Source organism: Streptomyces sp. NRRL B-1347 (assembly GCF_000720325.1).
Lineage (GTDB): Bacteria > Actinomycetota > Actinomycetes > Streptomycetales > Streptomycetaceae > Streptomyces.
Genome location: NZ_JOJM01000092.1, coordinates 1 through 22,682, shown reverse-complemented (window position 1 = coordinate 22,682; position 22,682 = coordinate 1). Strand labels below are relative to the sequence as shown.

The window sequence follows — 22,682 nt, the reverse complement described above, 5'->3', positions numbered from 1 at the left end:
CCCGTGGCTCCCCGGCCTTGCCCAGCCCGGGCCGGATCTCCGCCGCTCCGCGGCGCTACGCCCCCCTCCGCACGCCCTGTACCGCCAGCACCACCAACCCCGCCGCCAGCCAGATCGCGCCCACCACCTGCGCGGAGCCCGACGCCTCCGTGATGACCGCGATGACGATCGCCGTGCCGAGGACGGGGACGAGGAGGTGCCGCCACCAGCTCACCTGGCCGCCCCGGCGCCGCACCACGAACCAGCCGACCACGCTCGCGTGCAGCAGGGCGAAGGCCGTCAGGGCGCCGATGTCGACCACCGAGACCAGGTGATTCATGCCGTCGTCGCGGCGCGCGGCCCACACCGCCGCGATCAGCGTCACCGTCGCCGCGCACAGCAGCGCCACGCGCGGCGTGCCGGACTCCGTACGGGACAGGAGCCGGGGGAGGCGCCGCCCGCGGCTCATCGCGAAGAGCAGCCGGCCCGCCGCCGCCTGCCCGGCGAGGGCCGCGAACGCCGCGCCGACGGCCTTGCTCACCGCCACCAGGTCGTGCAGCCAGGAGCCGACGGAGGCGTCCACGGCGGAGTAGAAGGCGGCGTCCTGCTTGCCGGGGTTCGCGGCCAGGTCGGCGGAGGACACCGGGGTCAGGAGCGCCGCCAGATACGTCTGCGCCACGAACAGGACGCCCGTCACGGCCAGGCAGAACAGGACCGCCCGCGCCACCTTCGCCGAGCCCCCCGTGACCTCCTCCGCGAACGAGGCGATCGCGTCGAAGCCCAGGTAGGACAGGACCGCCACGGACACCGCGCCCACCACGGCGGAGAGCGCGAACGCGCCCTGCGTACCGTCGCCCGAAAGGGGGGACAGCCAGCCCCGCTCCGCGCCGTCGCGCGCGAGGACCACGATCGCGGACACCACGAACACCACCAGGACCACGATCTCCATGGCGAGGATCGCGAAGCCGACCCGCGCCGCCGGACGCACGCCCCACAGGTTCAGGGCGGTCGTCACGACCACCGCGATCGCCGTCCACACCCACCGGGACACCTCCGGCACCAGCTCGTGCATGGCGATCCCGGAGAAGAGGTACGCCACGGCCGGGATCAGCAGGTAGTCCAGCATCGCCATCCAGCCCGCGACGAACCCCGCGCCGTTGCCGAGACCCACGCGCGCGTACGTGAAGACCGAGCCCGCCTGGGGCACCACGCGCACCATCTGCGCGTAGCTGAAAGCGGTGAACGCCATGGCGATCGTCGCCACGACGTACACCAGTGCCACCGCGCCGTGCGACTTGGCGTCCAGGGTCCCGAAGACGCCGACGGGCGCCATGGGGGCGATGAACAGGAGCCCGTAGACGACGAGGTCGCGGAAGCCGAGGCTGCGCCGCAGCCCCTCGCCCTCCGTCGCGGTCGCGGCGGACCCCTGGCCCCCGTCGGACGGCGGGTGCGCATTCGTGCTGTGGGCGGACATCGTGCCTCCGGGTGCCTGACGCTGATCGCACACTTGGCTCCCAGTCTCCCCACACAGGCGATCTTTGACCTCTCGTACGCGGCCTTACGATGGGCTGTATGACTGCAACGCCTGGCTCCCGCCGTGTCCTGCTCGCCGCTCCCCGTGGCTACTGCGCGGGTGTGGACCGTGCCGTGATCGCCGTCGAGAAGGCCCTGGAGCAGTACGGGGCCCCGATCTACGTCCGCCACGAGATCGTCCACAACAAGTACGTCGTGCAGACCTTGGAGAAGAAGGGCGCGATCTTCGTCGACCAGGTGGACGAGGTGCCCGAGGGCTCCATCGTGATGTTCTCCGCGCACGGCGTCGCCCCGACCGTGCACCAGGAGGCCGCCGAGCGGAAGCTCGCCACGATCGACGCCACCTGCCCCCTTGTGACCAAGGTCCACAAGGAAGCGGTCCGGTTCGCCAAGGAGGACTTCGACATCCTCCTGATCGGCCACGAGGGGCACGAGGAGGTCATCGGCACGTCGGGCGAGGCCCCCGACCACATCACGCTGGTCGACGGCCCGGACGACGTCGCGAACGTCGAGGTCCGCGACCCCGACCGGGTCGTCTGGCTCTCCCAGACCACGCTCTCCGTCGACGAGACGATGGAGACGGTCGGCGCCCTGAAGAACAAGTTCCCGAACCTGCTCTCGCCGCCCAGCGACGACATCTGCTACGCCACGCAGAACCGCCAGACCGCGGTCAAGAAGCTCGCCGAGGACGCCGACCTCGTCATCGTCGTCGGCTCCAAGAACTCCTCGAACTCGATCCGCATGGTCGAGGTCGCCCTGGAGGCGGGCGTGCCCGCATCGCACCTGGTGGACAACGCGGGCGAGATCGACGAGGCCTGGCTGGAGGGCGTGACCACGGTCGGCCTCACCTCGGGCGCGTCCGTCCCGGACGTCCTGGTGGACGGCGTCCTGGAGTGGCTGGCCGAGCGCGGGTACGCGGACGTGGAGACGGTCAAGACGGCCGACGAGTCGATCACGTTCTCGCTGCCCAAGGAGCTGCGCCGGGACCTGCGCACCGAGGCCGCGGAGCTGTCCGGGAAGCAGTGACCACCGCGTCACCGCCGGTCCGGCGTCGTACCGTGGGGCCATGCAGATCTTCGGTGTGGACATCGGCGGATCCGGGATCAAGGGCGCTCCCGTGGACCTGGACCGCGGAGACCTGGCACAGGAGCGGCACAAGGTGCTGACGCCGCACCCGGCCACGCCCGAGGGCGTGGTGGAGCGGGTGTGCGAGGTCGTCGAGCACTTCGGCTGGTCGGGCCCGGTCGGGGCCACCTTCCCCGGTGTCATCACGGACGGCACGGCCCGCACGGCGGCGAACGTCGACAAGAGCTGGATCGGCACGGACATCCGCGGCCTGATCTCCGAGCGGCTCGGCGGGGCCCCGGTCACCGTCCTGAACGACGCGGACGCGGCGGGCGTCGCCGAGATGCACTTCGGCGCGGGCCGCGGCCGCACCGGCACGGTCATCATGCTCACCCTCGGCACGGGCATCGGCAGCGCGGTCTTCACCGGCGGCCGCCTCGTGCCGAACACGGAGCTCGGCCATCTGGAGCTGAACGGCCACGACGCGGAGACGCGCGCCTCGTCCAAGGCCCGCGAGGACGAGGACCTGACCTGGGAGCACTGGGCGCGCCGGGTGCAGAAGTACCTGGTGCACGTGGAGATGCTGTTCTCGCCCGAGGTGTTCATCATCGGCGGCGGCGTCAGCCGCAAGGCCCACAAGTTCCTGCCCCTGATCAAGGGCGTCGAGGCGGAGCTGATCCCGGCGAAGCTGCAGAACAACGCCGGGATCGTGGGTGCCGCGATGGCTGCCGCCGGGGACTAGGGCGGGCCTGGGCCCGCGCCCGCTGGGGCCTTTGTCGCGCTGCGCGCTCGTCCTCAAACGCCGGACGGGCTGATTCTGTCCCACCCGGCGTTCTGTCCCGTTGCGACGCTACGACGCCGGTACGCGGCGGACCGGGCGCGGCGGGCGCTGCCCGTTGCGCTGCGCCCGGCGGCGCCCCATCAGGCGCAGCTTTCGTACGGTCACGATCACCCCGGCTACCAGCGTGCCGCCGTACAGCCAGCCCGCGTGCAGGGCCAGCGAGGTGAGCAGGCCCATGAACTGGCCGCCGAAGCCGCCCGCGCCCTCGGCGATGGGCAGCACCCCGGCCGCGAAGGCGATCGGCACGGCGACGGGCGCGGTGACCAGGTCGGCGGGCCGCACCCACAGCGCGGTGAGCGCGCTGACCGGCAGGAACAGCACTCCGTACGCGACCAGCGAGCCGCCGAAGAGCAGCCGGAGCAGGCACGCGAGCAGCAGCATGACGACGGCCGCGAACAGGCCGCTGCCGAGGCCGGTCAGGCGCGGGTTCGGCATCCGGCGCAGCTTGCGGTACAGCGGCATCCGGTTCAGGGCGCGGTACACCGGGGTCCTGCGCAGGACGCGGGTGAGCGGGGACGAGGGGCCGCCGGGCGCCCGGGAGGCGGCCCGGTAGACCGTCGCCGACTCCGTGGAGCCGGTGGGGCCGGTGGGGCTGCCCTGCCCGGGCAGGGGCGCGGCGGGGCGCGGCCTGGCGCGCGGGGGACGGGTCCTGTGTTGCTCCACCGCACCAACCTAGGTCGCGCCGGGGGCGGAACCGGGACTGGGACACGCATTTTGGCCGACCTTGGTCCGGCGTTCGACGCCCGGGCGGTACGCGGGCGGGGCACGGGGCGCGGCACACCGTAGACTGGTGGATCGTGCCCCAGGCAGTGCGGGGCCGGTGAGGGACCACCGCGGGCCCCGGACGAGACCCCGGACGACGGGGACGGCGCGAGCGCGGCGGCCGGTCCCGCCCACGCGGCCCTCACACAGCCCCAGCCAAGTCCCCACTCCTCACGTACGGGAAGTCGCAACGTGTCGCTCACGATCGGAATCGTCGGTCTGCCCAACGTCGGCAAGTCGACCCTGTTCAACGCCCTGACCAAGAACGACGTCCTTGCGGCCAACTACCCGTTCGCGACGATCGAGCCGAACGTGGGCGTCGTCGGCGTCCCGGACGCCCGCCTCGACAAGCTCGCCGAGATCTTCGGCTCCCAGAAGATCCTCCCGGCGACCGTCGACTTCGTGGACATCGCCGGCATCGTGCGCGGCGCGAGCGAGGGCGAGGGCCTGGGCAACAAGTTCCTGGCGAACATCCGTGAGTCCGACGCGATCTGCCAGGTCATCCGCGCCTTCGCGGACGAGAACGTCGTGCACGTCGACGGCAAGGTCTCGCCCAAGGACGACATCGAGACGATCAACACCGAGCTGATCCTCGCCGACCTCCAGACCATCGAGAAGGTCCTGCCGCGCCTCCAGAAGGAGTCGCGCATCAAGAAGGACATCGCCCCGAAGGTGGCGGCGGTCGAGGCGGCGAAGGAGATCCTGGAGAAGGGCGACACCCTCTTCTCCGCGGGCATCGTCCAGGGCTCGGGCAACGAGGAACTGCTCCACGACCTGCACCTCCTCACCACCAAGCCGTTCCTCTACGTCTTCAACGTGGACGAGGACGAGCTGACCGACGACGCCTTCAAGGCCGAGCAGCGCGCCCTGGTCGCCCCCGCCGAGGCGATCTTCCTCAACGCCAAGCTGGAGGCCGACCTCGCCGAGCTGGACGAGGAGGACGCCCTCGAGCTCCTCCAGTCCGTCGGCGCCGAGGAGCCCGGCCTCGCCACCCTCGCCCGCGTCGGCTTCGACACCCTGGGCCTGCAGACCTATCTGACGGCGGGCCCGAAGGAGTCCCGCGCCTGGACCATCAAGAAGGGCGCGACGGCCCCCGAGGCGGCCGGTGTCATCCACACCGACTTCCAGAAGGGCTTCATCAAGGCCGAGGTCATCTCCTTCGCCGACCTGGTCGAGACGGGCTCGGTCGCCGACGCCCGCTCGGCGGGCAAGGCCCGCATGGAGGGCAAGGACTATGTGATGCAGGACGGGGACGTGGTGGAGTTCCGCTTCAACGTCTGACGTTCCGTCCGGCGGTCAGATCCTTGACCGTCGGTCCCGACGGTCGGTCCCTGACGTCGGCCCCCGACGGTCGGACCCCCGCGGCCCGGTGTGCTCTTCGGAGTGTGCCGGGCCGTTTCCGTACAGTTGTGCGTTCTGGAGGCGGCTCTGGGGAGTGGTCGGGCGCATGGTGGGTGGGGTACGGAAGGCCGGGGGCGGCGCGGAGGGTTCCGGGGGCGGTGACCTCGCGGTGCGCTGTCTGCGGCTGCTCGCGGGGAACGCGCCCCGGGAGGCCTTCGAGGAGCTGGCGGAGGGGGCCGAGCTTCCGGAGGCCGTGGAGCTCGCGCTCCGGGCGCGGGGCCAGGCGGAGGCCCAGCAGCAGCGGGCCGCGGGGATGGCGGCGCTCGTCGACGCCCTGCGCGATCTCACCCAGGTGCACGACCTGGACGAGCAGCTGCGCATCCTGTGCCGGCGCGCCCGGCTGCTGCTCGGGCTCGACATGGCCTACGTCAGCCTGCCCTGCCCGGACTCCGGCGACTCGCGTGCCCGGGTCGCCGACGGCGCGGTGACCACGCTCGTCGTCGGGCTGCGGATCCCCGCCGGGGGGCCGGGCGTGGGCGGAGTGATCCGCAGCCGGCTCGCGCCGTTCTGGACCCCGGACTATCTGGCGGACGACCGCTTCCCGCACGAGGCGGAGATCGACGAGGCGGTGCGCGCCGAGGGGACGCGGGCGGTCCTTGCCGTTCCGCTGCTGCGGGGCTGCGCCAGCGTCGGGGTGCTGTACGGCACCGCCCGCAGCGTGCGCCACTTCACCCCGGACGAGGTCGCCCTGCTGTCCTCGCTCGGGGACATCGCGGCCATCGCCATCGACACGGCGCACCAGTTGGAACGTACGGCTGCCGAGCTGCTGGAGAGCCAGGAGCGGTACGGCGCCGCGCTCCGGTCCGCCGACTCCCTGCGCGCGGTGGTGTCGGCGCAGCGGCGGATGACGGAGACGGCCCTGGAGAGCGACGCCCAGGGCCTCGCCGAGCTGGGGGCCGAGCTCTTCGACGGCTCCGTGCGGATCCTCACCGACGAGTACCGGCCGGTGGGCGACGCGGGCCCCGGCGGCGCGTCCGGGATCGCGACGGCGGAGTGGTCGCGGTCGGTGGAGCGGGCCCGCGAGTCCGGCACGGCGGTGCAGGACGGCTCCGGCTGCTGGGTCTCCTGGGTGGGGCGGATCCCCGGGCAGGACGGCTGCGGGTTCGTCGTCGTGCGCCCGGGCGAGGCACCCGCCGACGGCCCCGCAGAGGAGCGGCGGGTCGCGCTGCTGCGGCAGTTCTCCCTGGCGGCCGACTTCCAGATGCTGCTGTGCCGCACCTCGCGCGAGGCCGGACACCAGGCGCGCGGCAGGCTGCTGTACGACCTGCTGGCCGCCGCCACGCCCGCGGAGGAGCGGCTGGCGCGGGCCCGGGCCGTGCACCTCGGGCTCGCGCCCGACGGCGACTGGCTGCTGCTCGCGGCCCGGCCCGACGGCGACCGGGAGGGGCGGCTCGAACGGTCCCTGATGTGGGCGGTCAACCACACCACGCGGGCCGGGGGCATGGCCACCGTCCGGGACCAGACGCTGGTCCTCGCCGTCCCGGGCTCGGGGGCGGGCAAGGCGGCGCGCGACGTGGCGCACCGGCTCACCGAGGCGCTCGGGACGCCGGTGACGACCGGTGCCGCCGACATCCGTCTGGAGGGCGGGGTGGTCAGCGGGACCGGCGGGCTGCGGGGCGCCTTCCGGGAGGCGGTGCGCTGCGTGGACGCGCTGACCGCGCTCGGCCGGAGCGGGCAGGGCGCGTGCGCCGACGAACTCGGCTTCCTCGGCGTGCTGTTGTCCCAGGAGCGCGACGTGCCCGGCTACGTCCGCTCCGTCCTCGGCCCCGTCCTGGACCACGACGAACGCCGCTCCACGGGCCTGCTGGAGACCCTGGAGGCGTACTTCGCCTCAGGGGCCGAACTGAAGGGCACCGCCGAGCGGTTGCACGTCCACACCAATACCGTCGTACGCCGCCTCGAACGGGTCGCTTCGCTCCTCGGCACCGCCTGGCAGGAGCCCGCACGCGCCCTGGAGGTCCAGCTCGCGCTCGGCCTGCGGCGCACCGCGCGGGCCCTGGACGACTGACCTGGGGGCCCGGTGGTGGGCGGCCCACACGCGCGCCCCGTCGCTCGCCGCCCGCGCGCCCCGCGGGTGGTGGGCCGTCCACAAGGCGCCCTCCGGCACCCGTCCGGCACGCGCGCGCGAGGGTCCTCAACTGTGGTTCCGGCGGCCCTTATCGGAGACCCCGGCTCCCGGGGAGAGTCGGGTCGTGACCGAGCCGGTCGCACCCCGTACGCGGTCCCGTAGGCGAGAGGAACCCGACCCCATGCCCATCCAGCTCAACCACACCATCGTCAACGCCACCGACAAGAAGGTGTCCGCCGCACACCTGGCGGACCTGTTCGGCGTCGAGGTCCAGCCGCCGTTCGGCCCCTTCCTGCCCGTGGTCCTGAGCAACGGCGTCGCGCTCGACTACCTGGACAAGGCGGACCGGACGGGCCCCGGCCTCGAGGACGCGGCCGCCCTGCCCATCGAGTCCCAGCACTACGCGTTCCTGGTCTCCGAGGACGAGTTCACCGCGATCTTCGGCCGGATCAAGGACTCGGGGATCCCCTACTACGCCGACCCGTACCGGAACGAGCCGGGAAGGATCAACCACGACGACGGCGGCCGCGGCGTCTACTGGCTGGACCCCGACGGCCACCTCATGGAGATCATCACGGTGCCCTACGGCGGCGACGTCGAAACCCGCACACCGCCCGGGCAGTAGGTGGTTGACGCCCCGCCCCCGCGTCCCCACCGTGGTGCGGTATGGGTGATGACGATCTCTGTTTTGTCGATGCCGTGGAGCTCGCGCGGAGGGTGCGGGCGCGGGAGGTGTCCGCTCGGGAGGTGGTGGGGGCGCAGCTGGAGCGGGTGGCGCGGGTGAACCCGGAGGTGAACGCCGTGGTGACGGTGGCCGCCGAGGAGGCGCTCGCGGCGGCCGCCGCGGCGGACGAGCGGCTGGCCGGGGGCGCGGACGTGGGGCCGCTGCACGGCCTTCCGGTGGCGTTCAAGGACACGCATCTGACGCGGGGGACACGGACCACGCTCGGGTCGCGGGTGTTCGCCGACTGGGTGCCCGACGAGGACGAGCTGATCGTGGCGCGGATGCGGGCGGCGGGGGCCGTGGGCTTCGGCAAGACCAACGTGCCGGAGTTCGGGGCCGGGTCGCACACCTTCAACGCCGTGTTCGGCGCGACCCGCAACCCGTACGACCTCGGGCGGTCCGCGGGCGGCAGCAGCGGGGGAGCGGCGGCCGCGCTCGCGGCGGGCCTCCAGCCGCTCGCGGACGGCAGTGACATGGGCGGCTCGCTGCGCAATCCGGCCTCCTTCTGCAACGTCGTGGGGCTGCGGCCGACGCCGGGGCGCGTGCCCGCGTACCCGACGGCGAACGTGTGGGGCAGCCTGACCGTGCCGGGGCCCATGGGCCGCACGGTCGCCGACGTGGCGCTGCTGCTCTCCGCCGTCGCGGGGCCGGACCCGCGCTGTCCGCTCTCGCTCGACACCCCGCCCGCCGCGTCGTTCCGGGCGCCGCTGGAGCGCGACACCGCGGGACTGCGGGTCGCGTGGGCGCCGGACCTGGGCGGCCGGGTGCCGGTCGACCCCGACGTACGGGACGTACTGGACCGGCAGGGCGCGGTGTTCGAGGAGCTCGGCTGGCGGGTCGAGGAGGACTGCCCGGACCTGGACGGGGCCGACGCCGTGTTCCGCACGCTGCGCGCGCAGGCCTTCCTGCTCGGGCTCGGGCCGCTGCTCGACGAGCACCGCGAGCTGCTCAAGGCGAGCCTGGTCTGGAACATCGAGGAGGGCCGCAGGCTGACCGGCGCCGACCTCGCGGCGGCCACGGCCGAGCACACGCGCATCCTGCTGGCCGCCGTCGGGTTCTTCGAGCGGTACGACGTCCTCGTCGCGCCGGTGAGCCAGGTCGCGCCGTTCCCGGTGGAGTGGGAGTACCCGCACGTCGTGGACGGGCGGGCGCAGGAGACGTACATCGACTGGATGCGGTCCGCCTCCTGGGTGTCGCTCCTCGGCGGGCCCGCCCTGGCCGTGCCCGCCGGGTTCACGGCGGCCGGGCTCCCGGTCGGGATCCAGCTGGTGGGCCCGCCCCGGGCCGAGCGGGCCGTCCTGGAGGCGGGGGCCGCGTTCGAGGCCGCGACGGGGTGGGGGAGGCGGCGGCCCGCGCTGTGAAAGCGGTGCGGCCCCCGCCCGTGCAGGGCGGGGGCCGCGGCGTTCAGGGGCTGCTAGCCGAGGACGAGCAGGGTGGCGAGGCCGGGGCCGAAGGCGCCGCCGAGCTGGTAGCAGAGGGCGAACAGGCCGATCGCGGTGGGGCGCTGGGCGTCCGTGGTGGCCGACGCGGCGTGCACGGAGAGCGTGGCGTTGGCGCCCGTCGCGGTGAACGCCGCCGCGCCGGCCGCGAGCAGGAGCAGCGGGCCCGAGGTCGCGAGGGCCGCGGTGACGACCGCCGCCGTGCCCACCGAGATCAGGACGGCGCGGACCGCCGTGCGGCCGATGCGGGCCGAGGCCGCGGCCAGGAGCCAGGAGGCGGCGGACGCGACGAGCAGGGTCACCATCTGCCCGGTGCCGATCGCGCCGGTGGTCCAGTCGGCGCGGTCCTTGAGCAGCCGCGGCACGGTGAACAGGAGCGTGAAGTACGCGGTGGACAGGGCCGCCGCGAGCACCGCGGAGGTCAGGAAGAGCGGGGAGCGGACCAGCCGGGCCGGGACGAAGCCCTCGGGGCGGCGGCGGACGTGCAGGGCGAGGAGCACGGCGGAGACCAGGGCACCGGCGAGCGCGGCCAGGGGGGTGGTCGGCAGCAGGATCAGGGACGTGGCGAGCGCGATGAGGAGGGCGGCGCCCCGGGCGTCGAAGCGGCCCTGGGCGGGCGGCGTCTGCCCCGCGTACCGGGCCACCGCCGGGACCGCGAGGACCGCGACGGACGACACCGCGAGCGCGAGCCGCCACGACACCGCGTCGGTGAGCGTCGCGCCGAGCAGCGGTCCGGCCGCGCCGAGGACGCCGAAGCCGGAGCTGATCACGCCCATGCGGCGGGCGTTGCCCGCGAGGCTCATCGCGATGGCGACCAGGCCCGCGCCGCCGAGGGACTGCGCGGCGCGGCCCACCAGGGCCACGGGCAGCCAGGGCGCGGCGGCGACGAGCGCCGTGCCGCCGAGGACGAGAGCCGTGCTCAGCCGCAGCACCGTGGCGAGCCCGCGGCGGCGCAGCAGCCCGGCGAGCAGCGGGGTGCCCGCGGCCATGGCCCAGGCGAAGGCGGTGACCAGCCACGTCGCCGTGGCGGTGGGGACGCCGAGGGAGCGTGCCATGTCCGGCAGGATCAGCACCGGCGCGTTGGCCCCCGCGGCGATGGGCGTGGCGAGCAGCGCCAGCCAGCCGATGGGGACCTGGCCGGAGCGGGCGGCGGCGGCCTTGGTGGTGGTGGCGGCGCGCGGGACGGCCTTGCCGATGACGGTGGCGATGGACATGGGAACCCCCTGAAGTGAATGGTGTGCGGCGGCCGGGCGTCAGACCGTGGTGACGACGTCGTCGTAGGGCAGCCGGGGCGAGCGCGGGAACCAGGCGTCGGGGCCGGGCCTGCCGATGTTGACGACCATCAGCGGCTCGTGGTCGTCGTCAAGGAACTCGGTGCGCAGGCCCTCGGCGTCGTACCCGGTCATCGGCCCTGCGGCGAGGCCCGCCGCGCGCACGCCGACGATGAAGTACGCGGCCTGGAGGGCCCCGTTGAGCGCGGCGGACCGCTCGCGCACCGCGCGCTCGGAGAAGTACAGGCGGCCGGCGTCGGGCGCGTGCGGCACCAGGCGCGGCATCTCCTCGTGGAACTCGTGGTCCGTGGCGAGGATCGCGACGAGCGGGGCGGTGGCGGTCTTGGCGCGGTTGCCCTCGTCCATGTGCTTGACGAGCCGCTCGCGTCCCTGCGGGGTGCGGACGAGCACCACGCGCAGCGGCGACTGGTTGAAGGCCGTCGGCCCGTACTTGACCAGGTCGTAGATGGCGCGGACCTGGTCGTCGGTGACGGGCTCCGCGGTGAAGGTGTTGGCGGTGCGGGCCTCGCGGAAGAGCAGGTCCTGGGCCTGGGGGCCGAGGGTGAGAGCGGTCGTGGCGGTGGCGGACATGGCGTGCTCCTTCATTCTCTTCGCGTTCGTTCTCTTCACTCTCGTCTTCTGAGCAGTGAGAGTTTCAACGTTGAGATAAAAGCACGGAGGTTCGTTCAGCGTCAAGTGTCTTAACATTGAGAAGACGTCCGTTGAGAGAGCTGAAGGAGAGTGGGCCCCATGAGCGACGCCGTGGACGCCATCGTCGGGCAGTGGGAGAAGGAGCGGCCCGAGCTGACCGACGCCCTGTGGCCGGTGCAGCTGATCGCCAGGGTGCAGCGCATGCACCGGGTGCTCGACCGGGAGGCGAAGGCGTTCGGCGCCCTGCACGGGGTGGAGACCGGCGAGTTCGACGTCCTCACCACGCTGCGCCGCTCGGGGCCGCCGTACGCCCTGACCGCCGGGGCCTTCCTCAAGGCCGCCATGGTGACCTCGGGCGCGATCACCAACCGCATCGACCGCATGGAGGCCAAGGGCCTGGTCGAGCGCGTCCGGGACGGCGACGACCGGCGCACCGTCAAGATCCGGCTCACCGAGCGCGGCAAGGAGCTCACGGACACGCTGATGGTCGAGCACCTGCAGAACTACGACCGGCTCGTCGAGGGCCTCGACCGCGAGGAGATCGAGCGCGCCGCCGAGCTGCTCCGCAAGTTCCTGGAGCTGCACGGCGACACGTCGATCACGTAACCGGCGGCGCGGGCCCGCGCGGCGGGCCGCTCGGAGTCCGGTGCGGCGGGCCGCCCGGTGTCGGGTGCGGCTGTCCGGCGTCGCCGTTCGCCGCCGCCGGGTTCGCGCCAGAGGTGGGAGCCGCGGAGCGCCGCCGAGGCCGCCCCAGAAGGGCGGGTGGGCCCCAACGGGCCCGCCCGTCGCTGCTTTTCGGCCATGACCCGCACATGGCAATCGTGTTACGTCCGAACCCCACCCTTGTGCGCCTCCCGGGGATCCGCCAACCTTTCGACGGCGACAGAGAGTTGAACGCTGATCAACTCGGTGTAGGCGTGGCGCCACTGCATTGTCATGCCCCTGTCGCATCCCCCACAGGCGCACCACCGATCGAGGAGGACCCCTCAGATGGCAGTGACGCGTCACAGTCGACGAAGACTGACAGGTGCCGGCTCCCTCGCCCTGACCGCCGCCACGGCGGTCGCCCTGGGCGTCGTGTCCGCCCTCCCCGCGGCCGCCGACGCGAAGGGCGCGGAAGGCAGGATCCAGTACGCGGGCGCCCCGGGCGCCGTCGCGAACAGCTACATCGTCACGCTCGACGAGGACGCCGCGAAGGCGGATTCGGCCAAGGGCCGCGCGCTCGCGAAGAAGCACGGCGCGCAGATCGAGCGGACGTACAAGAAGGTGCTCAACGGCTACGAGGTCGAGGCCTCGGAGGCCGAGGCGAAGAAGCTCGCCGCGGACCCCGCCGTCACCTCCGTCGTGCAGAACCGCACCTACACGGTCGCCGCCACCCAGCTCAACCCGCCGTCGTGGGGCCTGGACCGCATCGACCAGCGCAACCTCCCCCTCGACCAGAAGTACACGTATCCGGACAAGGCCGGTGAGGGCGCCACCGTCTACGTCATCGACACCGGCGTCCGGAAGAGCCACCAGGACTTCGGCGGCCGCGCCGCCGACGGCTACGACGCCGTCGACAACGACAACGTCGCGCAGGACGGCCACGGCCACGGCACGCACGTCGCGGGCACCGTCGGCGGCATCGCGCACGGCGTCGCCAAGAAGGCGAAGATCGTCGGCGTCCGCGTGCTCAACAACTCGGGCTCCGGCACCACCGCCCAGGTCGTCGCGGGCATCGACTGGGTGACGCGCAACGCCACCAAGCCCGCCGTCGCCAACATGAGCCTCGGCGGCCCGGCCGACAGCGCGCTCGACACGGCCGTGCGCAACTCCATAGCCGCCGGCATCACCTACGCCGTCGCCGCGGGCAACGAGACCACCAACGCCAACACCCGCTCGCCCGCCCGCGTCACCGAGGCCATCACCGTCGGCGCCACCACCAACACCGACGCCAAGGCCAGCTACTCCAACTTCGGCACCGTCCTGGACCTGTTCGCCCCGGGGTCGGGCATCACGTCGACGTGGAACACCAACGACACGGCGACCAACACCATCTCCGGTACGTCGATGGCCTCGCCGCACGTCGCGGGCGCCGCCGCCCTGTACGTCGCCGAGAACCCGACGGCGACCCCGGCCCAGGTCTCCCAGGCCCTGGTCAGCGCGGCGACCCCGAACGTCGTCGGCAGCCCCGGCACCGGCTCGCCCAACCGCCTGCTGTACGTGGGCCCGGGCGGCACCAACCCGCCGGGACCGAAGTTCGAGAACGGCGCGGACTTCTCCATCACCGACAACTCCTCCGTGGAGTCCCCCATCACGGTCTCCGGCGTCCCGGGCAACGCCCCGTCGTCGCTGAGCGTGCCGGTCGCCATCAAGCACACGTACATCGGTGACCTGAAGGTCGAACTCGTCGCCCCCGACACCACGGCCTACGTCCTCAAGGACTTCGGCGTGGGCGGCAGTTCGGACGACATCAACACCTCGTACACGGTCAACGCCTCCTCCGAGACCGCCAACGGCACCTGGAAGCTCCGGGTGACCGACAACGCGGACCAGGACGAGGGCACGCTCGACAGCTGGGGCCTGCAGTTCTGAGCCCCCGCCCGCGGCAGTGACATGAGTGGTGCATGACCTCGTCCCCGCGGCGCGGTTCCGGGTCCGCCCCGGCCGCCCGCGGGGACGAGGCGCGTACGGGACCCATGGGGACACCAGGCGCGTGCGGGCCGGTCGCCGGGGCGCGCCCGGGGAGGCCGGGAAGGTGACCCTAAGGCCCTTTTGTCTGCTTCTGTGATAGTTCTGTGGCGTGGTCATCCGCGCGCTCCTGGCCGCCCTCTGCCTGCTCAACGCAGCGCTCGCCGTGCTCGTCGCCGCGCCACTGCCCCGGATCCCCGCCCTCGTGGCCGTCGCCGTCGCGGTCACCTCCTGGAGCCTCGTCCTCGTGCCGCCCGCGCTGCTCGGCCTCGCGGCCGCGGCGGGCGCGGGGCGGCGGTACCCGTGGTGGGCGGGCGCCGCGGCCCTCACCGCGTTCGCCGCCCTGGTGTACGGGGCGATGCCGTACGCGGCGGCGTACCGCACCGCCGAGCGCCACGGCACGACCCTCGACCTCGGCGCGTACGTCGGCGGCGGGGTCAACTACGCCAAGACGCCCGACCGGGGGCGCGGCATCACCTACGCGCGCCCCGGCGGCGAGCGTGTCAAGCTCGACCTGTGGACGCTGCCCGAGCGCGCCGCGGCGCGGCGGCCCGCCGTGGTCTGGGTGCACGGCGGCGGCTGGAACAAGGGCCACCGCAGCCAGTCGCCCCGCTGGAACCGCTGGCTCAACGCGCGCGGCTGGTCGGTCTTCGACATCGACTACCGCCTGGCGCCGCGCGCCACGCAGCTCGACCAGATCCGTGACGTACGGTGCGCGGTGCGCTGGGTGCGGCGGCACGCGCGCACGTACGGCGTGGACCCCGAGCGCCTGGTCCTCGCGGGCAGTTCCGCCGGGGGCAACCTGGCGCTCGCCGCGGCCTACGCGCGGGCGCCGTCCTCGCGCGCACCGGGCGCTTGGCGTGCGGCGGGTACGAAGAGTGAGCACCGCACGCGGTCGGCGTGCGCGATGCGTGACAGCGCCGTGGCCGGGGTGGTCTCGCTGTACGGGCCCACCGACATGCGACGCCTCATCGAGCGGACCGTGCTGCGGGCCGATCCGCTGATGCCGCGCCTGATGGGCGGTTCGGCCCGCGGCGCTCCCGAGCGCTACCGGCTCGGCTCGCCCGCGCGCCTCGTCCACCGCCGGGTGCCGCCCACGCTGCTCCTGCACGGCGGCGCGGACCGGGCCGTACCGGTCGCGCAGGCGCGTGACCTGGCACGACGCCTCGCCGCCGCCGGAGCCCCCGCGACGTACGTGGAACTGCCGTGGGCGGACCACTGCTTCGACGTCAACTGGGGCGGGTGGGCGAGCCAGGTCGCGCGGGCCGCGCTCGGGCGCTTCCTGGACGGGATCGCGGGGCGGTCACCCCGGCCGGACGGTCTCACCGGGCGGACGGATGAGCGTCAACAGGCCGCGCAGGGTGGATAGTTGAGGGATATAGCGCTGGAGACGCGCTGCGTAAAGCCCTGTGGAGCGGGAAATCATCACTTCGGGTGAATCCTTGGCCTAGGGTTGCGGCCAACAACCCACGGTTGCCACGCTGTTGCTGTCTGTCAACCTGATGGGAGTGGCCAGTGACTTTCGGTGAGCAGCCTGCGTATCTGCGCGTCGCGGGTGATCTCCGCAAGAAGATCGCCGACGGTTCGCTGCCTCCGCACACCCGTCTCCCCTCGCAGGCCAGGATCCGCGAGGAGTACGGCGTCTCGGACACGGTCGCCCTCGAAGCCCGCAAGGTCCTCATGGCCGAGGGGCTCGTCGAGGGGCGCTCCGGCTCCGGCACCTATGTGCGCGAGCGCCCCGTCCCGCGCCGCATCGCGCGCACGGGCTTCCGCGGCCCCGGCGCCTCCTCGCCCTTTCGTCAGGAGCAGGCCGCCGACGGCACCCGCGGCACCTGGGAGTCCCGCAGCGAGCAGGCGGAGGCGAACGGCGCGGTCGCGGAGCGGCTCGGCATCCGCGTGGGCGACCGCGTGATGTGCACCAAGTACGTCTTCCGGGACGCGGGCGAGGCGATGATGCTCTCCACCTCCTGGGAGCCGCTCGCCGTCACCGGCCGCACCCCCGTGATGCTCCCGGAGGAGGGCCCCCTCGGCGGCTGCGGCGTCGTCGACCGGATGGCCGCCATCGACGTCGTCGTGGACAACGTGGCCGAGGAGGTCGGCGCCCGCCCCGGCCTCGCCGAGGAACTCCTCGCGCTCGGCGGGGTGCCGGGGCACGTCGTCCTCGTCGTCCAGCGCACGTACTACGCGTCGGGGCGCCCCGTGGAGACCGCCGACATCGTGGTGCCCGCCGACCGGTACCGCGTCTCGTACCACCTGCCCGTTCGCTGACGGCCCGCCGGGCGTGCCTTCCCGGTGCTCCGGCGCGCGTCCGGCGGCGCCGGATTCTGGCCGTTCTCGCGGCCCGACTCGCCCTGGCCCGCTGCCCGTTGGCCCTGCGGGCGGCTCGGCGCGGTACCGCCTGGCCCGTCCTCGCGCCGACGCCGAGCCCGCCGGTGGGCGGGGCGCACGACGGCGGGGCGCCTGGGTCAACGGGGCGTAAAGGGAGGTGAGTTAGGGCTCGTCGCGGCCGGTTGTGGCCGTCGAAGGGGGCGCATCCGCGAGGGTGCGCCCCCTTGGTGCTGGCCGATTGCGTATCTCTTTGTGCAAAGTCGTATCCGCTGCGTAAAGGTCGGGCGTAAGCTCGGGCATATGCGGAATGCGGTTTCCTTACTGATCGAGGCGTGGGGTGCGCCGGGGGTGGGGAGCGGAGGGACGGCATGAACGACGGCACGGTCATACTTCCCTGGCTCGTGATACGGCAAGACGACAACGGCAACCGCTACCGCGTCGGAAGGTACGCGACCAAGGCCGAGGCCCAGAAGATCGCCGACAGCCTGGACGACCGCGGACACAAGCAGCTGTACTGGATCGAGCGGCTGAACCAGAACGGCGGGCGGTGACGTCGCGGGCGTAGGCTCCGGCGCATGACTGAGCGGATCGTGGTGGTCGGTGCCGCGCTGTACGACGGCGAGCGGCGCCTCCTCGCCGCGCGCCGCAGCGCGCCCGAGGAACTGGCCGGGCGCTGGGAGCTGCCGGGCGGCAAGGTCGAGCCCGGCGAGCGCGACGAGGACGCCCTCGTGCGCGAGCTCAAGGAGGAGCTGGGCGTCGAGGCGGAGGTCGTCGACCGCGTCCCGGGGGAGTTCCCGCTCGGGCGCGGCTATGTGATGCGGGTGTGGCGGGCCCGCCTGCTCGCGGGCGAGCCGCGGCCGCTCCAGGACCACGACGAGCTGCGCTGGCTGGAGCCCGACGCGCTGTGGACGGTGGAGTGGCTGGCGGGGGACGTGCCGGCCGTCCGGGCGCTCGGCCTCGCGGGCCGGGGCGAACGGTAGCTCCGCCGAGGCTCCTCGCTCTCTCCGTACCGCTCCCTGTCCATACCCCTTCCCGTCCGTACCCCTCTCCGGGCGCGGCCCCGGCGTGGCGGGAGGGGGCCCGGCGCTTCTCTGTGCGGCGCGGGGCGACAGGGGGCGCGCGAGGTTCGTCAAGGCGGAGTTCCGCTTCTCGTACGCCGTTCGTGCCACAGTGCCACCTTGAACACGGTAATCCCACCGGGATATCGGGTATGTGCCCATTAACCCCATGAAACCGGACATGGATCCGTCGCTCGGCTGGGAAGTGATCGGCGTGCTCGACACCGAAGGCGACTGCGCCGAGTGGGATTTTCCCGCGGACCCGGGCGCCGTCCGCACCGCCCGCGCGGTCGTCCGGAAGCAACTGGGCGACTGGGGCCTCGCTCCTCTGGGCGACGTCGCCGTCCTGCTCGTCAGCGAGCTGGTGACCAATTCCCTGCGGTACGCGTCGGGGCCCATCGGCGTCCGGCTCGTCCGCCCGCGGGGCCCGCTGGACGCGCTCCTCGTCGAGGTCTCCGACCCCGTGCCCGACCCGCCGCGCGAGCGCGTCGCGGCGCCCGACGACGAGGGCGGCAGGGGAATCCAGCTGGTGGCACGGTCCTCAAGACGCTGGGGCACCCGCCCGGGACGCACGGGAACAGCGGGGAAGACGGTGTGGTTCGAGCTGGCCCTGCCCGGTTAGAAGACAGGAAGCGCCGGTACGTACAAGTGCACGGGTCGGGCACAAGGCGGTCACGGGCCAAAAAGCGGTAAGTGCGTGCTGTGATCGTGAACGGCGTGTGGCACGGCCCCGTAGTGCTGGATACTGCGGGCAGCCACATTCGGTGACCGGTGCCGGACGCGGTGAGCTGGAGGGGACGGTTCGCGTGAGCGAGATACCAGCGAAGGCGACGGGTGCGACGCGGCCGACGGCGCGGGCGGGGCGGGCAGCCCCATCGGCGACCGCGGGCCCGGCCGGGCCCGCGGCGTCGAGCGCGGGCGGCGGCGCGCGTACCACCGCAGGCGGCGGCGTGGACCACGGCCCGGTCGGCGCGGCGGCCGAGCGCGGCCGCGGCCCCGCGGGCGCGGCCGGACCCGAGCGCTCCGACGGCGGCGCGGACCGGATCCAGGGCACCCCGGGCGACGTGCCCGCGAAGGGCGCGGGCGGCGAGCTGCCGGGGCCGGGCACGGGCGGCGGCGCGCGGCCGGAGCCCGGCCGTGGCGTAGGGCGCGGCGCGTCCGGGACGGTAGGTGCCGGTGCGGCGCATGGCGTAGCCGGGGCACGGGACGCCGTCGACGCGCGTCACCACGGCGCGGGACGCCCCCGCCCGCGCGTCGAGGACCGGCCCCTCACTCCGGGCGACATCATCTGGCAGAACAGCCCGCCGGGCTCCCTCTACGACTACATCAAGGTGGCGTCGTTCTCGATCGGCCCGGACGGGCTCGTCGACCAGTGGAGCGGCCGGGCCGAGCGGCTGTTCGGCGTGCCCGCGCGGGACGCCGTCGGCAAGGACCCGATCGAGGCCTTCGTGCCGCGGGAGCTGCGTCCGCGCGGCCACCGGAAGATGGCCGAGATCCTCGACGGCCGGGAATGGACGGGGTCGGTCCCCTTCCGACTGCCCGAGTCGGCCCCGCCCCTGCCCGAGCCCGTCGACCTCCTGGCCGAGCCCACCGCCCCCGCGCCCGGCACCCCCGTCCGTGAGGGCGTGGCCGAGGTCTATGTCATGCCCGCCAGGACGGCGGACGGCGAGCGGTCCGCCGTGTGCATCGTCGTCGACGTCCGGGCGCTCCGGCAGATCGAGACCGACCTCGCCGCCTCGCAGTCCATTTTCGGCCAATCCCCCTTCGGATTCCTCCTGTTCGGTACGGACCTCACGGTGCAGCGCGCCAACCGCCGCTTCGCGGCCGTCTTCGGCGGCGCCGCCGAGGACCACCGCGGCCGCACCGTCCACGACTACCTGCCGCGCAACGAGGCCGACCGCCTCCAGGCCGCCCTGCGCCGCGTCCTGGAGACCGGCGAGGCCGTCACCGACATGCAGATCGTCGGGCCCGCCCCGGGCAGCAGCGAGCGCCGCCACTGGTCGATCAACCTCTACCGCGTGCACAGCGGTTCGGGCCGCCCCATCGGCATCGCGGGCCTCGGCAACGACGTGACCAGCCGCCACGTCGCCGCCCGCGAGGCCGCCCACGCCCGCCGCAACCTCGCCCTCCTGAACGAGGCGGGCGCCCGCATCGGCAACTCCCTCGACCTGGAGACCACCGCCCGCGAACTCCTCGACGTCGCCGTCCCCGGCTTCTGCGACCTGGCGTCCGTCGACCTCTACCAAGGCCTCCTCGACGGCGACGAGACGCCGCCAGGGCTCGCCGACGGCAGCGCCGAGCTGCGCCGCGTCGCCTTCGCGAGCGCCGTGGCCGACGCGCCCTTCCCCGAGGGCACGGGCCCCATCGACGTCGGCTCCGTGCACCGCTTCCCGTTCACCTCGCCCTGCGCCGACGCGCTGCGCACCGCACGGGCGCGCCTGATCGCCGCAGGCGACGACTGCGGTCCGACCCGGCTCACCGGCGGCCTCATCCAGTCCACGCTCGCCGTCCCGATGGTCGCGCACGACACCGTCGTGGGCCTCGCCCAGTTCTCCCGTACGAAGGGCAGCGAGCCGTTCGGCGAACGCGACCGAGCGCTGGCGGGAGAGCTCGCCGCGCGCGCCGCCGTCTGCATCGACAACGCCCGCCTCTACCGCCGCGAACACGAGCGCGCCCTGATCCTCCAGCGCTCCCTGCTGCCGCCCGGCGACCCGGAGGCGGCGGGGCTCGACATCGCCTGCCGCTATCTGCCGGGCAACGCCGCCACCGAGGTCGGCGGCGACTGGTTCGACGTCATCGAACTGCCAGGGCACCGCACCGCCCTCGTCGTCGGCGACGTCATGGGCCGTGGCCTGCGCGCCGCCGTCACCATGGGCGAACTGCGCTCCGCCGTGCGGACGCTCGCCCTGCTCGACCTGGAGCCCGCCGAGGTGCTCTCCGCGCTCGACGAGATCGCCCGCGGCCTCGGCAACCCCTCGGGGCCCCGGCGCACCACCGCCCGGGGCGCCCGCGACACCGACGACCTCGCCGAGGTGTACCTCGCCACCTGCGTGTACGCCGTGTACGACGCCGTCACCCGGCGCGTCACCATCGCCAACGCGGGCCATCTGCCGCCCGTCCTCGTCGAACCGGGCGAGAGCGCGCTCATGCTCGACGTACCGCCCGGCATGCCGCTCGGCGTCGGCGGCGAACCCTTCGAGGAGGTCGAGGTCGACCTGCCCGAGGGCGCCCTGCTCGCCCTCTACACGGACGGCCTCGTCGAGTCCCGCGACCACCCGCTCGACGAGGGCCTGAACGCGTTCGTCGGCGCCCTCACCGACCCCGGGCAGGCCCTTGAGGACATCTGCGACCACGTCCTCAGCACCCTCGACACGCACCACGGCGAGGACGACATCGCGCTGCTCATGGCGCGCGTGCAGGGGCTGCCCGCCGAGCACGTCGGCGACTGGACGCTGCCGCGCGAGCCGCGCTCGGTGGGCCACGCCCGCGAGCTGGCGTGCGCGCGCCTTCGGGAGTGGGACCTCGACGCGCTCGTCGACACCGCCGAACTCCTCGTCAGCGAACTCGTCACCAACGCCCTGCGGTACGGCGAGGGCGAGATCCGGCTGCGGCTGCTCCTCGACCGCACCCTGGTGTGCGAGGTGTGGGACGCGGGCCTGGTCCAGCCGCGCCGCCGCCGCGCCCGCGACACCGACGAGGGCGGGCGCGGGCTCCAGCTCGTCGGCCTGCTGAGCGCGGCCTGGGGCTCGCGCCGCACGCCGCGCGGCAAGACGGTCTGGTTCGAACTGGCGCTGCCGAACGGGGACACGCCGCCGGTGGATGCGGCGGAGGCGCTGATGAGCCTGTTCTGACGGGGCCTTGCGCGGGCTCCGCGTGGGGGCTGCGCGGGTTTCGCCCGGGCGCCGCGTGGGTGGGGTGGGTCGGCGTGCTAAGCGGGCATGATGAAGTCCGCCGCATGGTGGAAGCGCCCCGAAGGGGCGCGGGGAACTGCGCGACCAGCCTCGACGAACCCGCAGGCGAACGACGCCATGGCACGGCGGATCCAGCGGAGCGCTCAGGTGGTGGCCTTGAGCGCGGCGAGCCGGGCCTCGACCTCCGCCGCGTCGCTCAGGCTCTCCAACTGCTCGAACTGCGCGTCGAGCGACGACGCGGCCAGCTCCTCCTGACCGAGCGCCCGCGCCTCCTCCCTGCGCACCTTCTCCTCGAACCGGCTCAGCTCGCTCGTCGGGTCCAGCACGTCCAGGCTGCTCGCGGCGTCGGCCATCCGGTTCCGCGCCTGCGCCGCCTTGGCCCGGGCCACCAACTGGTCCCGCTTCGACTGCAGCTCCGTCAGCTTGATCTTCATCGAGTCGAGGCCCTCCTTGAGCCGCGCGACCACGTCGCTCTGCGCGGCGATCGTCGGCGCGGCCTCCTTGGCCTCCTTCTCCGCGCGCAGCTGCCGCCCCAGGGCGACCTTCGCCAGACCGTCGAACCGGTCGGCCTCGACGGCGCTCCCCTCCCTCCGCAGCGCGTCCGCCTTCCGGCTCGCGGCCAGCGCCTTCGCACCCCACTCGACGGCCGCCCGCTGGTCCTCCCCGTGGTCCTGCTCCATGAGCCGCAGGTCACCGATGGTGGCCGCGACGGCCTGCTCGGCCTCCTTGATGTTGTCCGTGTACTCGCGGATCAGCTGGTCGAGCATCTTCTGCGGGTCCTCGGCCTGGTCGAGGAGGGCATGCACATTGGCCTTCGCCAGCTGGGTCACACGCCCGAGGACGGTCTGCTTGGTCATGTCGTCGCTCTCCTTCTACGAGGCCTTGGCTTAAGGGGCCTTGGCTTAAGGGGTCTTGGTACGGGGCCGGGGCCGCGGGGGCTGTCTCTTATACACATCTGACGCTGCCGACGAATAGAGAGGG

At 73.5% G+C, this 22,682-nt stretch carries 19 protein-coding genes; 14 read left to right on the top strand and 5 right to left on the bottom strand.

What is annotated here, in order from left to right:
- Nucleotides 1-55 precede the first annotated feature (55 nt).
- Nucleotides 56-1,453, bottom strand: coding sequence for an APC family permease (locus IG74_RS0140780; protein WP_030687982.1), 1,398 nt, complete (start codon nt 1,451-1,453; stop codon nt 56-58).
- Nucleotides 1,454-1,542: 89 nt separating this feature from the next.
- Here IG74_RS0140780 and IG74_RS0140775 point away from each other — a divergent pair, with 89 nt between their 5' ends.
- Both IG74_RS0140775 and ppgK read left to right on the top strand, forming a co-directional pair.
- Complete coding sequence (locus IG74_RS0140775; protein ID WP_078869490.1) at nt 1,543-2,538, top strand: 4-hydroxy-3-methylbut-2-enyl diphosphate reductase; 996 nt, start codon at nt 1,543-1,545, stop codon at nt 2,536-2,538.
- Between the two features lie 40 nt (nt 2,539-2,578).
- Nucleotides 2,579-3,319: a polyphosphate--glucose phosphotransferase gene (gene ppgK / locus IG74_RS0140770; RefSeq protein ID WP_030687977.1), complete on the top strand. Its 741-nt coding sequence runs from the start codon at nt 2,579-2,581 to the stop codon at nt 3,317-3,319.
- A gap of 108 nt (nt 3,320-3,427) precedes the next feature.
- Here the strand turns inward: ppgK and IG74_RS0140765 are convergent, their stop codons facing one another.
- Nucleotides 3,428-4,081 (bottom strand): DUF6542 domain-containing protein, encoded by a 654-nt coding sequence (locus IG74_RS0140765; protein WP_030687975.1) that lies wholly within the window; start codon nt 4,079-4,081, stop codon nt 3,428-3,430.
- A gap of 291 nt (nt 4,082-4,372) precedes the next feature.
- On the opposite strand from IG74_RS0140765, the gene ychF reads away from it, so the two are divergent.
- The 4 genes from ychF to IG74_RS0140745 all read left to right on the top strand — a co-directional run bounded on the left by ychF (nt 4,373) and on the right by IG74_RS0140745 (nt 9,734).
- Nucleotides 4,373-5,461: a redox-regulated ATPase YchF gene (ychF, locus tag IG74_RS0140760; RefSeq protein ID WP_030687974.1), complete on the top strand. Its 1,089-nt coding sequence runs from the start codon at nt 4,373-4,375 to the stop codon at nt 5,459-5,461.
- Nucleotides 5,462-5,627: 166 nt separating this feature from the next.
- Nucleotides 5,628-7,589, top strand: a complete 1,962-nt coding sequence (locus IG74_RS0140755; protein WP_063761335.1) for a helix-turn-helix domain-containing protein — start codon at nt 5,628-5,630, stop codon at nt 7,587-7,589.
- Nucleotides 7,590-7,830: 241 nt separating this feature from the next.
- Nucleotides 7,831-8,274, top strand: coding sequence for a VOC family protein (locus IG74_RS0140750; protein WP_030687972.1), 444 nt, complete (start codon nt 7,831-7,833; stop codon nt 8,272-8,274).
- A gap of 41 nt (nt 8,275-8,315) precedes the next feature.
- Entirely contained in the window at nt 8,316-9,734 is a 1,419-nt protein-coding gene (locus tag IG74_RS0140745; protein WP_030687971.1) for an amidase, read from the top strand.
- Nucleotides 9,735-9,787: 53 nt separating this feature from the next.
- Here the strand turns inward: IG74_RS0140745 and IG74_RS0140740 are convergent, their stop codons facing one another.
- On the bottom strand, nt 9,788-11,026 hold the full coding sequence (locus IG74_RS0140740; RefSeq protein ID WP_051856456.1) for an MFS transporter: 1,239 nt from the start codon (nt 11,024-11,026) through the stop codon (nt 9,788-9,790).
- A gap of 39 nt (nt 11,027-11,065) precedes the next feature.
- Nucleotides 11,066-11,674, bottom strand: coding sequence for a malonic semialdehyde reductase (locus IG74_RS0140735; RefSeq protein WP_030687968.1), 609 nt, complete (start codon nt 11,672-11,674; stop codon nt 11,066-11,068).
- A 159-nt stretch (nt 11,675-11,833) separates the two neighbouring features.
- On the opposite strand from IG74_RS0140735, the gene IG74_RS0140730 reads away from it, so the two are divergent.
- The 8 genes from IG74_RS0140730 (at nt 11,834) to IG74_RS0140690 (ending at nt 21,641) form a co-directional block, all read left to right on the top strand.
- Nucleotides 11,834-12,340, top strand: a complete 507-nt coding sequence (locus IG74_RS0140730; protein ID WP_030687967.1) for a MarR family winged helix-turn-helix transcriptional regulator — start codon at nt 11,834-11,836, stop codon at nt 12,338-12,340.
- A 384-nt stretch (nt 12,341-12,724) separates the two neighbouring features.
- Nucleotides 12,725-14,308, top strand: a complete 1,584-nt coding sequence (locus IG74_RS0140720; protein ID WP_030687966.1) for a S8 family peptidase — start codon at nt 12,725-12,727, stop codon at nt 14,306-14,308.
- 208 nt (nt 14,309-14,516) lie between these two features.
- Nucleotides 14,517-15,773, top strand: a complete 1,257-nt coding sequence (locus IG74_RS48360; RefSeq protein WP_051856455.1) for an alpha/beta hydrolase — start codon at nt 14,517-14,519, stop codon at nt 15,771-15,773.
- A 146-nt stretch (nt 15,774-15,919) separates the two neighbouring features.
- On the top strand, nt 15,920-16,672 hold the full coding sequence (locus IG74_RS0140710) for a GntR family transcriptional regulator (protein WP_030687962.1): 753 nt from the start codon (nt 15,920-15,922) through the stop codon (nt 16,670-16,672).
- 428 nt (nt 16,673-17,100) lie between these two features.
- Nucleotides 17,101-17,283, top strand: coding sequence for an SPOR domain-containing protein (locus IG74_RS0140705; protein ID WP_030687960.1), 183 nt, complete (start codon nt 17,101-17,103; stop codon nt 17,281-17,283).
- Nucleotides 17,284-17,307: 24 nt separating this feature from the next.
- Nucleotides 17,308-17,712, top strand: coding sequence for a (deoxy)nucleoside triphosphate pyrophosphohydrolase (locus IG74_RS0140700; protein ID WP_030687958.1), 405 nt, complete (start codon nt 17,308-17,310; stop codon nt 17,710-17,712).
- 247 nt (nt 17,713-17,959) lie between these two features.
- The gene (locus IG74_RS0140695; RefSeq protein ID WP_234334615.1) at nt 17,960-18,412 is read left to right on the top strand and encodes an ATP-binding protein; all 453 of its coding nucleotides are present in this window, start codon (nt 17,960-17,962) and stop codon (nt 18,410-18,412) included.
- Between the two features lie 661 nt (nt 18,413-19,073).
- Nucleotides 19,074-21,641 (top strand): SpoIIE family protein phosphatase, encoded by a 2,568-nt coding sequence (locus IG74_RS0140690; protein ID WP_078869492.1) that lies wholly within the window; start codon nt 19,074-19,076, stop codon nt 21,639-21,641.
- A 203-nt stretch (nt 21,642-21,844) separates the two neighbouring features.
- On the opposite strand, the gene IG74_RS0140685 is transcribed toward IG74_RS0140690, so the two are convergent.
- Entirely contained in the window at nt 21,845-22,558 is a 714-nt protein-coding gene (locus IG74_RS0140685) for a PspA/IM30 family protein (protein WP_030687953.1), read from the bottom strand.
- Nucleotides 22,559-22,682: the final 124 nt, after the last annotated feature.